Source organism: Kribbella sp. NPDC051952 (genome assembly GCF_040680855.1).
Lineage (GTDB): Bacteria > Actinomycetota > Actinomycetes > Propionibacteriales > Kribbellaceae > Kribbella.
Genome location: NZ_JBFAXQ010000008.1, coordinates 53,618 through 70,228, shown reverse-complemented (window position 1 = coordinate 70,228; position 16,611 = coordinate 53,618). Strand labels below are relative to the sequence as shown.

Below are 16,611 nucleotides of genomic sequence, written 5' to 3'. Positions count from 1 at the left end.
TGGGTGCACTCATCCTTGCCGTCATCGTTTTCTCGGTGACGACCAGCACCTTCCTCACGGTCGACAACATCTCGCTCGTGGTGCAGCAGTCGCTGGTGGTGGCGACCCTGGCGCTGGGGCAGACGCTGATCGTGCTGACCGGCGGGATCGACCTCGCGAACGCGGCGATCATGGTGCTCGGCACGATGGTGCTCGCCCGGCTGGTGACCGAGGGGAGTCCGTCCGGCGTCGCCCTGCTGGTGGGATTCCTGGTCTGTGCGTTGCTCGGCGCGGTGTCCGGTGGCCTGGTGACGATGCTCAACCTGCCGCCGTTCATCGTGACGCTCGGCATGCTGACCGTCGTACTGGCTGCCGGCCGGCTGTACTCCGGCGGCAACTCGTTCCCGGTCACCAATGAACTGCTCGGCGTACTGGGTGAAGGCGGGTACCTGTTCGGCCAGATCAAGGTGACGCACGGGATGACGCTGGGCGTGGTCATGTTCGCGGTCACCTGGTACGCGCTGACCCGGACCGCCTGGGGGCGCCATGTGTATGCCCTCGGCAACGATCCGGAAGCGGCCCGGCTGACCGGTATCCACGTCGGCCGGACCCGGTTCAGTGTCTATCTGATCGCCGGCGTGATCTACGCGTTCGCCGCCTGGCAGGCGCTCGGCCGGATCCCGAACGCGGACCCGAACGCCTTCCAGACCGGCAACCTGGACAGCATCACCGCGGTCGTCATCGGCGGCACCAGCCTGTTCGGCGGCCGGGGCAGCGTGATGGGCACGGTCGTCGGTGCCCTGATCGTCGCCGTACTGCGATCCGGTCTGACCCAGGCCGGCATCGACAGCCTGTACCAGGACGTCGCGACCGGTGTCCTGGTGATCGCCGCCGTCGCCTTCGACCAGATCGTCCGCCGGAGGTCACGATGAACGCACCCGCTCTGCAAGCCCGTGGCCTGGTGAAGCGCTACGGCCGTGTCACCGCCATCGACGGCGCCGACTTCGACCTGTACGCCGGGGAGGTCCTGGCCGTGGTCGGCGACAACGGCGCCGGCAAGTCGAGCCTGATCAAGGCCTTGTCCGGAGCGCTGATCCCGGACGCCGGCACGATCCTGCTCGACGGCCAGGAGACCCACTTCCACTCACCGCTCGACGCCCGCTACGCCGGGATCGAGACCGTCCACCAAACCCTCGCACTCGCCCCGGCGATGGACATCGCCACCAACCTCTTCCTCGGCCGGGAGGTACGCCGTACCGGTCCGTTGGGGACCGTGTTCCGGCTGCTCGACCGGTCGGCGATGCGCAAGCAGGCGCAGCGGCAACTCGATGCCCTCGGCATCGAAACCGTGCAGCACATCGGCCAATTGGTCGAGACCTTGTCGGGTGGTCAGCGGCAGGCGGTCGCGGTGGCGCGGGCGGCGATGTTCGGCAACCGGATGGTGATCATGGACGAGCCGACGGCCGCCCTCGGCGTGAAGGAATCCCGGCAGGTCCTCGACCTGATCCGCCGGATCCGTGATCGCGGCCTGCCGGTCGTGCTGATCAGTCACGACATGCCGCAGGTGTTCGAGATCGCCAATCGCATCCACGTGCACCGGCTCGGCCGGCGGGTGTCGGTGGTCAGTCCGGCGGACGCGTCGATGAGTCAGGTGGTGTCGCTGATGACCGGTGCGCTGCGTCCCGACGATTCCGACGCACCGCCGAACCTCGTGAGTTAGCGGGCGATGGCCGCCGTACGAGCCTTGGTCACGGTGATCAGGTCGGCGGGGGACAGGCCGATGTCGAGGCCGCGGCGGCCACCGGACACGTAGACGGTGTCGTGGTCGGAGGCAGTGCTGTCGACGACGGTGGGAAGGGCGCGCTTCTGGCCGATCGGGCTGATGCCGCCGACGACGTACCCGGTGGTGCGTTCGGCGGCGGCCGGGTCGGCCATCACGGCCTTCTTCCCGCCTGACGCGGCCGCGATCGCTTTCAGGTCGAGCTGCTTGTCGACCGGCAGTACGCCGACCGTGAGTTTGCCGTCGACCTCGACCAGCAGGGTCTTGAACACCTGCTCGGCTGCGAGCCCGAGTGCCTCGGCCGCCTCCAGCCCGTAGGACTTCGCGGCCGGGTCGTGGTCGTAGGCGTGGGTGCTGAACTCCACCTTCGCCTTCGTCAACGCCACTGTCGCCGGCGTCCCCTGGCTCTGCTTGTTCTTAGCCACCCGCCGAGCCTAATCCGACCGGCGCCAACCGGACGCAGCACCTGCCGGGACCAGGGTCGAGCCGGGCTTCGTACGGGATGTCGAGGGCGTCGACGAGTCCGGCGAGCAGGTGCAGGTTCATCCCGCAGACCAACTGCGGCTGCTCGACGGCGATGCGCTGGAACGGGCAGTTGGCGAGCGCGATGCCGTCCTTGTCGGGGCGAGGCTCGAAGCCGTGGGCGGCCAGGATCTCGGTCAACGACGTGCCGCTCGCCGCGCGGCCGAGGGCTTCGCCGTACTCCTCGGCCCGGTGGTTCACGGCTTCGCGGGGCGACGTACCGGTGGACTCGGCGTCCTCGATCGCGGCGGCGAGCAGGCGGCCGGCCACGGCGTACTGGCGCTCTGGCAGAGAGATCTCGATCTCACGGTCGGAGCGGTGGTAGAGCTTCGCGGGACGGCCGGCGCCGGGTCCGGTGCGTCCGGAGCGGCGCTCGTAGCAGGTCGCGAGCAGACCCTCTTCGGTCAGCTTGTCGAGGTGGAATGCGGCTGTCGTGCGCGGTAGTTCGAGCGCGGTGGCGGCCTCGTCCCGGCTGACGGGTGCGGACTGGGCGACGACGTACTCGTAGAGCCGGCGCCGGGTCGGTTCCTCCAGCACGGCGACCGCCTGAACCCGTGCGTCCCAAGGAATGTCCACAGAATGATTCTATCGACAACATCGGTTGATGTAACAGTATGATGGGCGTTCGTTGAACCTTCAGGGAGTTGCAGATGGCGATCTCGGCCGACCTCGAGTCCGTCCCCCTCCACATCGTTCCCGGGCGGGCGGAGATCGATCTACCCGCTGCCCAGCGTGCCGTCGCGGATCTGCTGACCGCGCTCGGGCGGGACCCGCACAGTCCGCATCTGGCGGACACCCCGCGCCGCGTCGCGGATGCCTACGCGGAGATGCTGACGCCGCGCGAGTTCGAGCTGACCACGTTCCCGAACGACGAGGGGTACGACGAACTCGTCCTGGCCAAGGACATCCCGGTGCAGTCGCTGTGTGAGCACCACCTGCTGCCGTTCACCGGGGTCGCCCACGTCGGGTACCTGCCGGGGGAGCGCATCCTCGGGCTGTCGAAGCTGGCCCGGGTGGTGGAGCTGTTCGCCCGCGACTTCCAGGTGCAGGAGCGGCTGACCAAGCAGATCGCCGACTGGTTGCAGGATCACCTCGACCCGAAGGGGGTCGGCGTGGTGATCGAGGCCGAGCATCAGTGCATGTCGTTGCGTGGTGTCCGCGCGATCGGTTCCCGCACGGTCACGTCGTCGTTGCACGGCGTACTACGCAACAGTCCCAGCTCGCGCCAGGAGTTCTTCGCCCTGACCGGCCTCACCCCGTAGTTACGGCGGCCGGGCGAAGGATTACCGCAGGTCAGCCGGCGACCGCCGCCGGGTGGTGGGTATGGCGTCCAGTGGCCAGGATGTGGGCGACTTCGCCCGGGAGCAGGTCTGTGCCGGGGACCGTTTCCATCTCGGAGACGTCGAGCCAGCGGACCACAGTGGCGCCGCAGTGGCCGTGGACGGCGAGGATGGAGTCGAGGTCCGGCCAGACGGCCGTGGACGGGTTGGGCCCGTGCCAGCGGAGGGCGACCGAGCCGTCGGTGAAGACACAGCCTTCGGCGACGATGCCGGTTCCGGAGACTCCGCTGATGTCGGTGTAGCGCACGAGTTCGAACGTCTGGGGTTTCACCGGCGGGCCTTGCCGGAAGCTACTGACCCGTTGTGCTGTGGATGGCGTGAGGGAGGTGCCATGATCCTTTCCCCGTAGTCGGCGTGGGTGGGCGCTCGCCACAAACCGGGGACAATACCGACTGTCAACGGGGAAGGACGGTCTGTAGCGACACATCTTCTCAAGACAAGCTAGAGCCAAATCGCCCGAACGCGCCAGAGTTCCGGCAGCGTGTCTCAATCTGCGACCTGCGAACGGCTCGAAACTCCTGACAAACCAGGACAATTCGGTGGGTTGTGGTCGCCCGGCGTGATCGAATACAGCGGTGTTCCTGACGTTTGGCACCGACCTGGCTGGAATTGACGCGCCCGCGAGCGATTTCGGGTTTCTGCTGCACAAGAACCCGGCGCGACCGCAGGCGATCGACGTGACCGGCGGGTCCGCCCATGTGTTCTACCCCGAAGCGACCGACGAACGCTGTACGGCGGCTGTCCTGCTCGAAATCGACCCGATCGGGTTGGTCCGCGCCGGCCGCGGGAAGGCTGCGGAGGGATTCACGCTCGGGCAATACGTGAATGACCGTCCGTACGCCGCTTCGAGCCTGCTGGCGGTCGCGCTCGGGAAGCTGTTCCGGACCGCGATGAACGGGCGCTGCGACGCTCGTCCCGAGCTGGCGGCGCGGGCGATCCCGCTGGAGATCCACGTCCCGGCGCTCCCGTGCAGCGGTGGCGCCGACTTGGCCGAGCGGCTGTTCGCCCCGCTCGGCTGGACCGTGGACGCCCGGCCGGTGCCGCTCGATCCGGAGATCCCGGCCTGGGGCGCTTCGCGGTACGTCGATCTGCGGTTGACCGGCGTACTCCGGCTGGCCGATGCACTCAATCACCTCTACGTCATGCTCCCGGTGCTGGACGATGCCAAGCACTACTGGGTCGGGTCCGACGAGGTCGACAAGCTCGTCCGGGCCGGCGAGGGCTGGCTCGGCGCGCACCCGGAGAAGGACCTGATCTCGCACCGCTATCTGGCGCACCGGCGGTACCTGGCCGACTCGGCTCTGGAGCGGCTGGCCGAGGTGGATGGCGTCGAGGTGGTGGAGGAGGAGGCGGTCGAGGGTTCGGTCTCGCTGGCGGTTGAGCGTCGTACGGCGGTGGCCGGCGTACTGCGGGAGCTCGGGGCGCGGCGCGTGGCTGACCTCGGTTGTGGTGAGGGCGCGCTGGTTGCTGAGCTGCTGAAGGATCCGATGATCGGCGAGCTGATCGCGACGGATGTCTCCGCGCGTGCGCTGATCTCGGCCAAGCGACGGCTGCACTACGACGACCTGCCGGACCGTCAGCGCGAGCGGCTGCGCTTGCTGCAGTCGTCGGTGACGTACGCCGACCAGCGCCTGGCCGGGCTCGATGCCGCGGTGCTGATGGAGGTCGTCGAGCACGTCGATCCGCCTCGGCTGCCGGCGCTGGCTCGTTCCGTCTTCCACACTGCCCATCCCGGAGCCGTCATCGTCACTACCCCGAACGCCGAGTACAACACGTTGTTCCCGTCCCTTCCGGCCGGCAATTTCCGCCACCCCGACCACCGGTTCGAATGGACCCGCGAAGAATTCCGGTCGTGGTCCCAGGATGCCGCGGAGATGTACGGCTACACCGTCGAGTTCCGCCCCATCGGCCCAGAGGACCCGCAGTTCGGTGCCGCGACCCAACTGGCTCTCTTCAAGGTGCAAGGGGAGGTCGGCTGATGGGTGAGATCGAGATCCCGGCGCTGTGTCTTGTTGTGCTTGTCGGCGCCAGCGGTTCGGGGAAGTCGACGTTTGCGCGGGAGCACTTCCTCGGGACCGAGGTGATTTCTAGTGACTTCTGCCGGGGGCTGGTTTCTGATGACGAGAATGACCAGGCCGCGACCAAGGACGCGTTCGAGGTACTGAACTTCATCGCCGGGAAGCGGCTCGCGGCCGGGCGGTTGACGGTGATCGATGCGACCAATGTGCAGCCGGAGGCGCGCAAGGAGCTGGTGAACCTCGCCCGCGAGTACGACGTACTCCCGGTCGCGATCGTGCTGGATCCGCCCGAGCGGGTGTGCATCGAGCGCACCGAGCAGCGGGCCGACCGGCAGTTCGGCGCGAAGGTGATCGCCCGTCAGCGCTCGCAGCTGAAGCGCGGTCTGCGAAGCCTCAAGCGTGAGGGCTTCCGGACCGTGCACGTGCTCACGACCGTCGAGGAGATCGATGCCGTCAGCATCGAACGCACCCGGCTGTACAACGATCTGACCGATCAGACCGGCCCGTTCGACATCGTCGGGGACATCCACGGCTGCCGGGCCGAGCTCGAGCAACTCCTCACCAACCTCGGCTACACCGTCACCCGCGACGACGCCGGCCGCGCGGTCGACGCCGTCCACCCGGACCGTCGGGCGGTGTTCGTCGGCGACCTCGTCGACCGCGGCCCCGACACCCCAGGTGTCCTCCGGCTGGTGATGGGCATGGTTGCCAACGGCCACGCTTTCTGTGTCCCCGGCAACCACGAGGACAAGTTGCTCAAGGCCCTCAGAGGCAAGAACGTGAAGATCAGCCACGGCCTCGAAACCACCCTCGAGCAGCTCGCCGACGAGCCACCAGAGTTCCGCGACGCCGTCATGGCCTTCATCGACGGCCTGATCTCGCACTACGTCTTCGACGGCGGCAAACTCGTCGTCTCGCACGCCGGCCTGGTCGAGCGGATGCACGGCCGTACCTCCGGCCGGGTCCGATCCTTCTGCCTGTACGGCGAAACGACCGGTGAGACCGACGAGTTCGGCCTGCCGATCCGCTACCCGTGGGCGAACGAGTACCGCGGTCGAGCGACCGTCGTCTACGGCCACACTCCGACTCCGGAGCCGGAGTGGATCAACAACACGATCTGCCTCGACACCGGCTGCGTCTTCGGCGGCGCGCTCACCGCCCTGCGCTATCCCGAGCGTGAGCTGGTCGCGGTCCAGGCCGCCCAGGAGTACTACGCGCCCGCGAAACCGTTGCACGTGGCAACCGCGCCGGGTCGCGAGCCCGACGTACTCGAGCTCACCGATGTGACCGGTCGCCGGGTGATCGAGACCTCGGCGCACGGCCGGCTCAGCATCCGGGCCGAGCAAGCGGGCGCGGCGCTGGAGGTGATGAGCCGGTTCGCGATCGATCCGCGGTTCCTGCTCTACCTGCCGCCGACGATGAGCCCGGTCGCCACGTCGAGCGAGCCCGGCCTGCTCGAACACCCACGGCAGGCCTTCGAGATGTACCGGGCGCAGGGCGTCACCGAGTTGGTGTGCGAGGAGAAGCACATGGGCTCGCGCGCCGTTGTCCTGTTGACCCGGGACGACGATGTCGCGGAGAAACGATTCGGCCTGGCCGGTCGGGGTGCGATCCACACGCGGACCGGCCGATCCTTCTTCGACGCTGCCCTGACCGACGAGCTCCTGCTCCGGCTGCGCGCCACCGCCGAGGAGGCGGGCCTGTTCACAGAGCTCGACACCCCGTGGCTGCTCCTCGACGCGGAGCTCCTGCCGTGGAGCGCGAAGGCCGAGGAACTGCTTCGCAACCAGTACGCCGCCGTCGGCGCAGCCGCCCGTACGTCGTTGCCAGCCGCAACGGATGCACTCCGGTCGGCGGTCGCGGCCGGCCTGGACCTCGGTGAGTTGCTGGCCGCAACTGAACGGCGTACGGCGAACTCCGAGCGGTTCACGGATGCCTACCGGCGGTATTGCTGGCCGACGGACGGGCTGGACGGGGTCCGGATCGCGCCGTTCCAGGTGCTGGCGTCGGAAGGTGCGACGTACCAGGACCGGCCGCATGCGTGGCACCTCGGGATCGCGGACCGGATGGTTTCCGCCGGCCCGGGACTGATCACGCCGACCCGGCGGCTGTTCGTGGACGCCGAGGACTGGGACGCCGGGATCGCGTGGTGGGGGGAGCTGACTGGTGCGGGCGGTGAGGGCATGGTGGTGAAGCCGGCCGCCAACCTGACCCGGACCGCGAAGGGACTCGCGCAGCCGGGGCTGAAGGTCCGCGGGCAGGAGTACCTGCGGCTCATCTACGGCCCGGACTACACCGAGCCCGCGAACTTCGAGCGCCTCCGCGACCGCAACCTCGGCCACAAACGCTCGCTGGCCCTCCGCGAGTACGCCCTCGGCATGGAGTCGCTGGACCGCGCCGCCCGAGGCGAACCCCTCTGGCGAATCCACGAGTGCGTCTTCGCCGTCCTCGCCCTGGAGTCCGAGCCGGTCGACCCCCGGCTCTGAGCCGGGGCCCCCGACGCAGGAGTTGTATCCGGGAGGTAAACGTCTTCCGGAATCCCTTGGCAAGGCGTGGGGGAGCGCCTAGGGTCAGTGCAATGTCACACGGTACAGAGATCACGACGGAGCTGACCGGAGGGCTGCTCCGCGCCTGGCAGGAGCGCAACCGGACCGCGACGATCCCGCACTCGATCGCCGAGCTGCGCAAGGCGGGGAACCTGGAGAACCTGCGTCGGCTGGCCGACCCGTCGATCGGGCCGTACCGCGGGCGCTACCCGTTCCTCGACACGGACCTCTACAAGACCCTCGAAGGGCTCGCGTACGAGGTCGGCCGGGACGACGCGCCGGTCGGAGCACGGGAGTTCTTCGACGAGGTCGTCGGGTTGCTCGAGCAGGCGCAGGCCGAGGACGGTTACCTGAACTCGTACTTCCAGGACCCGGATCAGCCCAAGCAGCCGTGGTCCGACCTCGGCTGGGGGCATGAGCTCTACAACCTCGGTCATCTGATTCAGGCGGCCATCGCGGCGAACCGTCAGTTGGAGGACGGTCGATTGTTGACAATCGCCGGCCGGTTCGCGGATCTCGTCGTACGGAAGTACGGGATCGACGGCGAGGAGGTCGTGGACGGGCATCCCGAGGTCGAGATGGCGCTGGTCGAGCTTTATCGAGAAACCGGCAACGCGGAGTATCTGACCCAGGCGCGGCTGTTCGTCGATCGCCGTGGGCAGGGGAAGTTGAAGCACACGATCTTCCCGGCCGAGTACTTCCAGGACAACGCGCCGTTCCGGGAGTTGCCGTCGGTCACCGGGCACGCGGTCCGGATGGCGTATCTCGCGGCCGGTGCCGCGGACGTGCACCTGGAGACCGGTGATCCGACCCTGCTGGCGGCGTTGGAGCGGCTGTGGGACGACATGGTCGCGACCAAGCTCTATCTCACCGGTGGGCTGGGAAGCCGGCACTCGGATGAGGCGATCGGGGATCGGTACGAGTTGCCGTCCGAGCGCGCGTACGCCGAGACGTGTGCGGCGATCGCGACGATGCAGTGGGCGTGGCGGATGCACCTCGCGACCGGGAAGGCGTCGTACCTCGACGTCTTCGAGACAGTGCTCTACAACGCTTATGCCGTAGGGCTTTCGGCCGACGGCACGGCGTTCTTCTACGACAACCCGTTGCAGCGGCGGCCGGATCATGAGCAGCGCTCCGGGGCTGAATCCGGCGGAGAGCCGTTGCGGCGCGCGTGGTTCGGCTGCCCGTGCTGCCCGCCGAACATCATCCGCTGGATGTCCCAGCTCCAGGACTACGTCGCCACCACCCGCGACGACACCCTGTACGTCGGCCTGTACGCCGACGCCCGCATCACCACGAACGACCTCGCCGTCACAGTCACCACCGACTACCCCTGGGACGGCGAGGTGACGATCACCGTCGACCACGCGACGGGGGAAGAGCGGGCGATCGCCCTACGCATCCCCTCATGGGTGGTTGGTGCACAAATAGATGGAGCGGCTGTCGAGTCCGGGTGGGCGATCGTGCGGCGGGCGTTTGTTGCTGGGGACATCGTTCGGCTGCGGTTGCCGATGGTGCCTAGGGCTCATGGGTCTCATCCGTACTTGGATGCGACGCGGGGTGGGATCGCTGTTGCGCGGGGACCGCTCGTCTATTGCGTGGAGCAACAAGATGTCGAGGCGCCGGTGGACGACTTGTTGGTCACGCCAACAGCTGTGGCTGCCGCGACCGCTGACCGGCGGGACGACAGCGTCGTACTCGAGCTGACCGGCGGCGTCGCGCCGACGCCATCGAGTGAGCTGTATCCGGTGATCACCGAGCAACCGCACAGCGCTCCGGCACAAGAGGTGCCGGTGACGCTCGTGCCGTACTTCCTCTGGGGGAACCGTCAGGCCCTGGCCATGCGTGTATGGCTGCGTGCCGCGAACTGAAAGTAGGCAGATGAAGAGAACGACCATGCTGGTGGGGCTCGTGGCGGCCGGTGCGTTGGCGTTGAGCGCCTGCGGTGGCGGTTCGAACGAACCCAAGGGCGACTCCGGTGGACCGGGCGGCAAGGCGGCCCAGGGCGGCACCCTGCAGGTGCTCCAGAACGCGGCCTACTCCCACCTCGATCCGGCCCGCGGTTTCGACGGCGGTGTGAACAACTTCTACCGGTTGATCTACCGGACCCTGACCACCCAGGGCGCGGCGCCGGGCGCCGAGGGCACGAAGATCGTCCCCGACCTCGCGACCGACACGGGCAAACCGTCCGAGGGTGGCAAGACCTGGACGTTCACGCTGAAGGACGGCCTGTTCTTCGAGACCGGTGCGCCGATCACCAGCGCGGATGTGAAGTGGGGCGTGTCCCGGGCCTGGGATCCCGAGATCGGGATCGGTTCGCCGTACGCGAAGCAGCTCATCGAGGCGCCGGCGACGTACCAGGGCCCGTACAAGTCGGGTGACCTGGCAACGATCGCGACGCCGGACGCGAAGACGATCGTGTTCCACCTGAAGAAGCCGTTCGCGGACTTCGGCAGCGTGGTCGCGCAGAACACCTTCGCCCCGGTCCCGAAGGGACAAGGCGCGGGCAACCAGCTGGACAGCAAGCCGATCTCCTCGGGTCCGTACAAGGTGGCCGAGTACAAGCCGGGCGCTTCGATCAAGCTGGTCCGCAACGACAAGTGGGACAAGAAGACCGACAGCATCCGGGCGGCGAACCCCGAGACGTATCAGTTCACGTTCGGGCTCGACGGCGCCACCATCGACGAGCGGATGATCGCCGGTCAGGGCACCGACACGGACGCGATCGCCGGCACGGTCCAGGCCGCCTCGGTCGCCCGGATCCAGGCGCCGCAGCTCAAGCAGCGAACGATGACGGGCCTCGGCGGATGTACGACGTACATGGGTCTCAACACTACGAAAAAGCCGCTGAACGACGTCAAGGTCCGGCAGGCGATCAACCTCGCGATCAACAAGCAGAGCGTCCGGGACGCGGATGGTGGTTCGGCGCTCGCGGATATCGCGACCAGCATCCAGCCGCCGACCGTGGCCGGCCGGGTGGACTACGACCCGTACCCGAGCCCGGACCACAAGGGTGACGTCGAGGCGGCCCGCAAGCTGCTCACCGAGGCGGGTCTCGCCAACGGGTTCACGCTGACGCTCGACACCCGCGCGCAACCGAAGATGCAGGCGATGGCGGTCGCGATCCAGCAGTCACTGCAGCCGCTCAAGATCGCCGTGAAGATCAACACGATCGACACCGCGACGTACTACGAGGTGATCGGGACGACGTCGCAACAGCACGACGCGGCGATCACCGGCTGGTGCCCGGACTGGCCGTCCGGTCAGACCTTCCTGCCGCCGCTGTTCGACGGTCGCAACATCACCACCAAGGGCAACTCGAACCTGGCCCAGCTGAACGACCCGGGCGTGAACGCGAAGATCGACGAGATCGCCAAGCTGACCGACGTGACCGCGGCGAACGCGGCGTACGGCGACCTGGACAAGCAGATCATGGAGCTCGCCCCGGTCGTCCCGCTGCTGTACGAGAAGGTGCTGATGGTTGTCGGCAGCAACATCGCCGGCGCCTACCTGCACGACGGGTTCTCCGGCGGGATCGACCTGGTCTCGGTCGGCCTCGCCGACGCCGGGAAGTAGCCGATGACCACAACCCCGACGCTGGCCGAGATCGAGGAGGTGGGGACCCCGGCGGCGGCCGGTGGTCCCCCCACCTCGGGCCGGCGGATCCTCACCAGGATCACCCGGGACAAGGGTGCGCTGGCGTGCCTGGTGTTCCTGGCGATCGTCGTCCTGATGGCGATCGCCGCACCGCTGATCACCAAGCTCAGCGGCTGGGGACCGTACAAGTTCGACTCCGCGGCGATCAACTCCGACCTGGGCGGCGTACCGCACGGAACCCTCGGCGGGATCAGCGGGAATCACTGGTTCGGCGTCGAGCCGCAGAACGGCCGCGACCTGTTCGCCCGGATCGTGTACGGCGCGCGCGTGTCGATCACGATCTCGTTGTCGGCGACGGTGCTGACCGGGATCCTCGGAGTCGTGCTCGGCATGCTGGCCGGGTTCTACCGCGGCTGGGTCGACCAGGTGATCTCGCGGCTGATGGACTTCCTGATGGCGTTCCCCGCGCTGATCTTCATGATCGCGATCCTGTCGTCGCTGCCGGCCGGGAACCGCCCGGTCCTGCTGGTCGTGGTGATCAGCGCGTTCGGCTGGCCCTACCTGGCCCGGGTGATCCGCGGGCAGACGATGACGCTGGCCAACCGGGAGTTCGTCGAGGCCGCGCGGGCGTCGGGGGCGAAGAACACGCAGGTCGTGTTCCGGGAGATCCTGCCGAACCTGCGCGGCTCGATCATCGTGATGACGACGCTGGCGATCCCGGGCTACATCGGCACCGAGGCCGGCCTGTCCTTCCTCGGAGTCGGCGTCTCACCGCCGACCGCGTCGTGGGGCCAGATGATCGCGAGCTCGGTGAGCTGGTACTCGGTCGACCCGATGTTCTTCGCGATCCCGGGTGCGTTCCTGTTCCTCACCGTGCTCTCGCTGACCGTCCTCGGCGACAAGATCCGCTCGGCCATCGACCAAGGAGAGGCCGCGTGATCCGCTACGTCCTCGGCCGGCTCGGCGGGGTGGTCGTCATCCTGCTCGCGGTCTGTCTGTTCACCTATCTGATCTTCTTCAAGCTTTCGCCGGATCCCGCGGTGATGATCTGCGGCAAGACCTGTACGCCGGACCGGATCGACTCGATCCGCAACGTCCTCGGGCTGAACCAGCCGCTGCTGAGCCAGTTCTGGGACTTCTTGAGCGGCATCTTCGCGGGCCGCGACTACGGCTCGGTGCACTGCCCGGCGCCGTGTCTCGGGTACAGCTTCCAGACGAACGAGTCGGTGTGGAGCATGATCACCGCGCGGCTGCCGATCAGCATCACGGTCGCGGTCGGCGCCGCCGTACTGTGGTTGCTCGCCGGGGTGCTCGGCGGCCTGGTCAGTGCGATCAAGCAGGGCACCTGGTGGGACCGTACGGCGATGGCGCTCGCACTGGGTGGCGTCAGTGTGCCGAACTACGTGCTCGCACTCGTATTGCAGTACGTCCTGGTCGTGAAGCTGCAGATCTTGCCGTTCCCGTCGGCACCGTCCTTCGCGGCCGATCCCGTGCTGTGGTTCGAGTCGTACCTGATGCCGTGGACCGTGCTGGCCGTCGGCTACGCCTGTCTGTACGCACGGTTGACCCGAAGCAATGTGATCGACACGTTGTCGGAGAACTACTTCCGGACCGCACGCGCCAAGGGACTGAGTCGTCCACTCATCCTGCGACGGCACGCACTGCGGCCGGCGTTGACGCCGATCACCACGATCTTCGGGATGGACTTCGCCGGTCTGCTCGGTGGTGCGCTGATCACAGAGACCGTGTTCGGGCTGAACGGGATCGGCAAGATGGCCGCCGATTCGATCGCGAAGAACGACCAGCCGGTGATCATGGCGGTGACCCTGCTGGCCGCGTTCTTCGTTGTCATCGGCAACGTGGTGGTCGACCTCGTGTACACCGCGCTCGACCCGAGGGTGAGGGTGACGTCGTCATGACCGATGACCTGTTCGTGGTGGAGGACCTGACCGTCACGCTGCCGACCGGTCGCGGCCCGGTGGATGTGGTCAAGAACGTGTCGTTCAGCGTCAGTCGCGACGACACGCTCGGCATCGTCGGCGAGTCCGGGTCGGGCAAGTCGATGACGGCTCTCGCCGTACTCGGACTTCTTCCGAGGGGAGCGGAGACGAAGGGCAGTATCCGGCTGGACGGTGCGGAGTTGCTCGGCCGGTCGGAGCGGGAGCTGCAGTCGGTGCGCGGGAACCAGATCGCGATGGTGTTCCAGGACCCGTTGTCGTCGCTGAATCCCTACTACACCGTGGGTCTGCAGATCGAGGAGATGTACCGGGCGCACCGCGGTGGTTCGCGCCGGGCCGCCCGGCAGGTGGCGATAGAGGCGCTGGACCGGGTCGGGATCCCCGATCCGCCGCGCCGGATCGACCACTACCCGCACCAGTTCTCTGGTGGCCAACGGCAACGAGTGATGATCGCGATGGCGTTGTGCTGTTCGCCGGCGCTGCTGATCGCGGACGAGCCCACGACCGCGCTCGATGTGACTGTCCAGGCGCAGATCCTGGAGTTGCTGGCCGAGCTGCAGTCGACCACCGGGACCGGGATGATCTTCATCACCCACGACCTGGCGGTGATCAGCTCGATCGCCCAGCGGGTGCTGGTGATGTGCGCGGGCGACCCGGTCGAGTACGGCACGGCCGAGCAGGTGTTCTCGGCTCCGCGGCACGAGTACACGCGCACGCTGCTGGACGCCGTACCGAGGATTGACGACGAGGTGCCTGGAGGAGTGTCACGATGACGTTGCTCGAGGTACGAGGAGTCACGAAGGAGTTCGCCACCCGCGGCGAAGGGGCGCTGGCGCGGAAGTCCACGTTCACCGCGGTCGACGACGTCAGCTTCGAGGTGGAGCTGGGCGAGACGCTCGCGATCGTGGGGGAGTCGGGCAGCGGGAAGTCGACCACGGCCCGGATCGCGGCCCGGTTGCTCGAACCGACCAGCGGTACGGTCGTGTTCGACGGGCAGGACGTGACCCGGTCGACCGGGAAGGACCTGGCCCGGTTCCGCAACGACGTACAGGTGGTGTTCCAGGACCCGTTCTCGTCGCTGAACCCGCGGTACACCGTCGAACGGATCGTCACCGCGCCGCTGACCTATCAGGGGATTGCGCCGGCCGGTGGGCGACGCGCGTACGCGCAGGAACTGATGGAAAGGGTCGGGCTGAACCCGGACCACTGCCAGCGGTATCCGGCGCAGTTCTCCGGCGGGCAGGCGCAGCGGATCGGCATCGCCCGGGCGCTCGCGGTGAACCCGAAGTTGGTGATCTGCGACGAGGCGGTCTCCGCGCTGGACGTGTCGATCCAGGCGCAGGTGCTCGAGTTGCTGATGCGGCTGCAGCGGGAGAGCGGGTTCAGCTACATCTTCATCGCGCACGACCTGGCCGTGGTCCGGCAGATCTCGCAGCGGGTCGCGGTGATGAACAAGGGCAGAATCGTGGAGCTGGGGTCGCGCGATCAGGTCTTCGGCGATCCTCAGGACAATTACACGAAGACGCTGCTGGCCGCCGTACCGCGGATCAATCCGGAGTGGGACGCCAGACGCCGCCAGAAGGAGGTCTCATGATCAGCTACACCATTCCGGGGATGCACGTTCGTGAGCACGAGGTGGAGGTCCCGCTCGACTGGTCGGACCCGGAGTCCGAGGCGATCACGCTCTTCGCGCGCGAGCTCGTCGACCCGGTCCGCAAGGACGACGACCTGCCGTGCCTGCTGTTCCTGCAAGGCGGTCCGGGCGGGAAAGGCCCGCGTCCGGCGGAACCCTCGGGGTGGGTCGGGGAGGCGCTGAAGACCTATCGGGTCGTCCTGATGGATCAGCGCGGCACCGGCCGCAGTACGCCGGCCTCCGGGCGCCGGATGTCTGCGCTGTCGGCCGAGGAGGGCGCTGACTACCTGGCCTGCTTCCGGGCGGACTCGATCATCGAGGATGCCGAACACCTGCGGATGACGCTCTTCGGTGGACGCAAGTGGTCGACGCTGGGTCAGAGCTACGGCGGGTTCCTCACGCTGACGTACCTCTCCAATGCGCCCGGGGCATTGACCGCCTGCTACGTCACGGGCGGCCTGGCCTCGATCGACCCGTCGGCGGCCGAGGTCTATCGGCGGACCTATCCGCGGGTGGAGGCCAAGACCCGGGTGTTCTACCACCGCTTCCCACACAACGTGGAGCGGGTCGGCCGGATCGCGGACCGGCTGGCGGCGTCCGACGTACTGCTGCCGGATGGTGACCGGCTGACCGTACGGCGGTTCCAGTCGCTCGGGATCGACTTCGGGATGAAGCCCGGGTACGAGCGGATCCACTGGCTGCTCGACGAGGCGTTCGACGGGGACGAGCTCTCGGACACGTTCCTCAACCAGGCGATGGGGTTGTCGTCGTACCGATCGAATCCGTTGTTCGCCGCGTTGCAGGAGAGCATCTACGGATCGGGCGACGGGGCAACGGCGTGGGCGGCGCAGGCGGAGCGCGAGCGGCGGCCCGAGTTCGCCGAGGACGCGCGGCCGTTGTTGTTCACCGGCGAGATGATGTTTCCCTGGATGTTCGAGGAGATCAGCGGACTGCGTCCGTTCCAGGGCGCGGTCGAGGTACTGGCGGCGCGGCCGCAGTGGCCGGAGCTGTACGACCTGGAGCAGCTGGCGGCGAACGACGTACCGGTGGCTGCGGCGGTCTACTACGACGACATGTACGTCGATTCCGCGCTGCAACTGGACACCGCGGCGCGGGTGGGGAATCTGCAGGCCTGGGTGACGAACGAGTACGAACACGACGGACTGGGCGCGGAGCGGGTGTTCGCCCGCCTGACCGAGCTGGTTCGATCCGTCGGGGGTGGCGTACCGGCCCGCTGA

Annotated in this window: 15 protein-coding genes; 12 read left to right on the top strand and 3 right to left on the bottom strand. The window is 67.8% G+C overall.

From position 1 onward, the window contains the following. Positions 1-35 precede the first annotated feature (35 nt). Together AB0L70_RS17060 and AB0L70_RS17055 are read left to right on the top strand one after the other, a co-directional pair. A complete protein-coding gene (locus AB0L70_RS17060) occupies positions 36-911 on the top strand; it encodes an ABC transporter permease (RefSeq protein WP_363684914.1) in 876 nt (291 codons plus the stop codon). Further along, on the top strand, positions 908-1,699 hold the full coding sequence (locus AB0L70_RS17055) for an ATP-binding cassette domain-containing protein (protein ID WP_363684912.1): 792 nt from the start codon (positions 908-910) through the stop codon (positions 1,697-1,699). Before AB0L70_RS17060 ends, AB0L70_RS17055 begins: the two co-directional genes overlap by 4 nt. Here AB0L70_RS17055 and ybaK read toward each other — a convergent pair. Together ybaK and AB0L70_RS17045 are read right to left on the bottom strand one after the other, a co-directional pair. Further along, the gene (ybaK, locus tag AB0L70_RS17050) at positions 1,696-2,184 is read right to left on the bottom strand and encodes a Cys-tRNA(Pro) deacylase (RefSeq protein WP_363684910.1); all 489 of its coding nucleotides are present in this window, start codon (positions 2,182-2,184) and stop codon (positions 1,696-1,698) included. The two genes, AB0L70_RS17055 and ybaK, sit on opposite strands and share 4 nt — an antisense overlap. After that, positions 2,177-2,857: a helix-turn-helix domain-containing protein gene (locus AB0L70_RS17045; protein ID WP_363684908.1), complete on the bottom strand. Its 681-nt coding sequence runs from the start codon at positions 2,855-2,857 to the stop codon at positions 2,177-2,179. The genes ybaK and AB0L70_RS17045 overlap by 8 nt, the downstream gene beginning before the upstream one ends. Positions 2,858-2,931: 74 nt before the next feature. On the opposite strand from AB0L70_RS17045, the gene folE reads away from it, so the two are divergent. Next, positions 2,932-3,543 (top strand): GTP cyclohydrolase I FolE, encoded by a 612-nt coding sequence (gene folE, locus AB0L70_RS17040; RefSeq protein ID WP_363684906.1) that lies wholly within the window; start codon positions 2,932-2,934, stop codon positions 3,541-3,543. Positions 3,544-3,574: 31 nt separating this feature from the next. On the opposite strand, the gene AB0L70_RS17035 is transcribed toward folE, so the two are convergent. After that, entirely contained in the window at positions 3,575-3,892 is a 318-nt protein-coding gene (locus AB0L70_RS17035; RefSeq protein WP_363684904.1) for a hypothetical protein, read from the bottom strand. A gap of 304 nt (positions 3,893-4,196) precedes the next feature. Between AB0L70_RS17035 and AB0L70_RS17030 the strand changes: the two genes are divergently transcribed. The 9 genes from AB0L70_RS17030 (at position 4,197) to AB0L70_RS16990 (ending at position 16,611) form a co-directional block, all read left to right on the top strand. Continuing rightward, the gene (locus tag AB0L70_RS17030) at positions 4,197-5,600 is read left to right on the top strand and encodes a 3' terminal RNA ribose 2'-O-methyltransferase Hen1 (RefSeq protein ID WP_363684902.1); all 1,404 of its coding nucleotides are present in this window, start codon (positions 4,197-4,199) and stop codon (positions 5,598-5,600) included. Then, entirely contained in the window at positions 5,600-8,125 is a 2,526-nt protein-coding gene (locus AB0L70_RS17025; RefSeq protein ID WP_363684900.1) for a polynucleotide kinase-phosphatase, read from the top strand. The genes AB0L70_RS17030 and AB0L70_RS17025 overlap by 1 nt, the downstream gene beginning before the upstream one ends. A gap of 92 nt (positions 8,126-8,217) precedes the next feature. Beyond that, positions 8,218-10,056, top strand: a complete 1,839-nt coding sequence (locus AB0L70_RS17020) for a beta-L-arabinofuranosidase domain-containing protein (RefSeq protein ID WP_363684898.1) — start codon at positions 8,218-8,220, stop codon at positions 10,054-10,056. Positions 10,057-10,066: 10 nt separating this feature from the next. After that, complete coding sequence (locus tag AB0L70_RS17015) at positions 10,067-11,761, top strand: ABC transporter substrate-binding protein (RefSeq protein WP_363684896.1); 1,695 nt, start codon at positions 10,067-10,069, stop codon at positions 11,759-11,761. Positions 11,762-11,764: 3 nt separating this feature from the next. Next, positions 11,765-12,721: an ABC transporter permease gene (locus AB0L70_RS17010; RefSeq protein ID WP_363684894.1), complete on the top strand. Its 957-nt coding sequence runs from the start codon at positions 11,765-11,767 to the stop codon at positions 12,719-12,721. Beyond that, positions 12,718-13,701: an ABC transporter permease gene (locus tag AB0L70_RS17005; RefSeq protein WP_363684892.1), complete on the top strand. Its 984-nt coding sequence runs from the start codon at positions 12,718-12,720 to the stop codon at positions 13,699-13,701. Before AB0L70_RS17010 ends, AB0L70_RS17005 begins: the two co-directional genes overlap by 4 nt. After that, positions 13,698-14,513, top strand: coding sequence for an ABC transporter ATP-binding protein (locus AB0L70_RS17000; RefSeq protein ID WP_363684890.1), 816 nt, complete (start codon positions 13,698-13,700; stop codon positions 14,511-14,513). Before AB0L70_RS17005 ends, AB0L70_RS17000 begins: the two co-directional genes overlap by 4 nt. Further along, positions 14,510-15,334, top strand: coding sequence for an ATP-binding cassette domain-containing protein (locus AB0L70_RS16995; protein ID WP_363684888.1), 825 nt, complete (start codon positions 14,510-14,512; stop codon positions 15,332-15,334). The genes AB0L70_RS17000 and AB0L70_RS16995 overlap by 4 nt, the downstream gene beginning before the upstream one ends. Next, positions 15,331-16,611: an alpha/beta fold hydrolase gene (locus tag AB0L70_RS16990; protein ID WP_363684886.1), complete on the top strand. Its 1,281-nt coding sequence runs from the start codon at positions 15,331-15,333 to the stop codon at positions 16,609-16,611. The genes AB0L70_RS16995 and AB0L70_RS16990 overlap by 4 nt, the downstream gene beginning before the upstream one ends.

Bases quoted from the DNA above. Each gene is read 5' to 3' on its own strand.
- AB0L70_RS17055 (WP_363684912.1), top strand. From the start codon at position 908: ATGAACGCACCCGCTCTGCAAGCCCGTGGCCTGGTGAAGCGCTACGGC.
- folE (WP_363684906.1), top strand. From the start codon at position 2,932: ATGGCGATCTCGGCCGACCTCGAGTCCGTCCCCCTCCACATCGTTCCC.
- AB0L70_RS17025 (WP_363684900.1), top strand. From the start codon at position 5,600: ATGGGTGAGATCGAGATCCCGGCGCTGTGTCTTGTTGTGCTTGTCGGC.
- AB0L70_RS17020 (WP_363684898.1), top strand. From the start codon at position 8,218: ATGTCACACGGTACAGAGATCACGACGGAGCTGACCGGAGGGCTGCTC.
- AB0L70_RS17015 (WP_363684896.1), top strand. From the start codon at position 10,067: ATGAAGAGAACGACCATGCTGGTGGGGCTCGTGGCGGCCGGTGCGTTG.
- AB0L70_RS17010 (WP_363684894.1), top strand. From the start codon at position 11,765: ATGACCACAACCCCGACGCTGGCCGAGATCGAGGAGGTGGGGACCCCG.
- AB0L70_RS17000 (WP_363684890.1), top strand. From the start codon at position 13,698: ATGACCGATGACCTGTTCGTGGTGGAGGACCTGACCGTCACGCTGCCG.
- AB0L70_RS16995 (WP_363684888.1), top strand. From the start codon at position 14,510: ATGACGTTGCTCGAGGTACGAGGAGTCACGAAGGAGTTCGCCACCCGC.
- AB0L70_RS16990 (WP_363684886.1), top strand. From the start codon at position 15,331: ATGATCAGCTACACCATTCCGGGGATGCACGTTCGTGAGCACGAGGTG.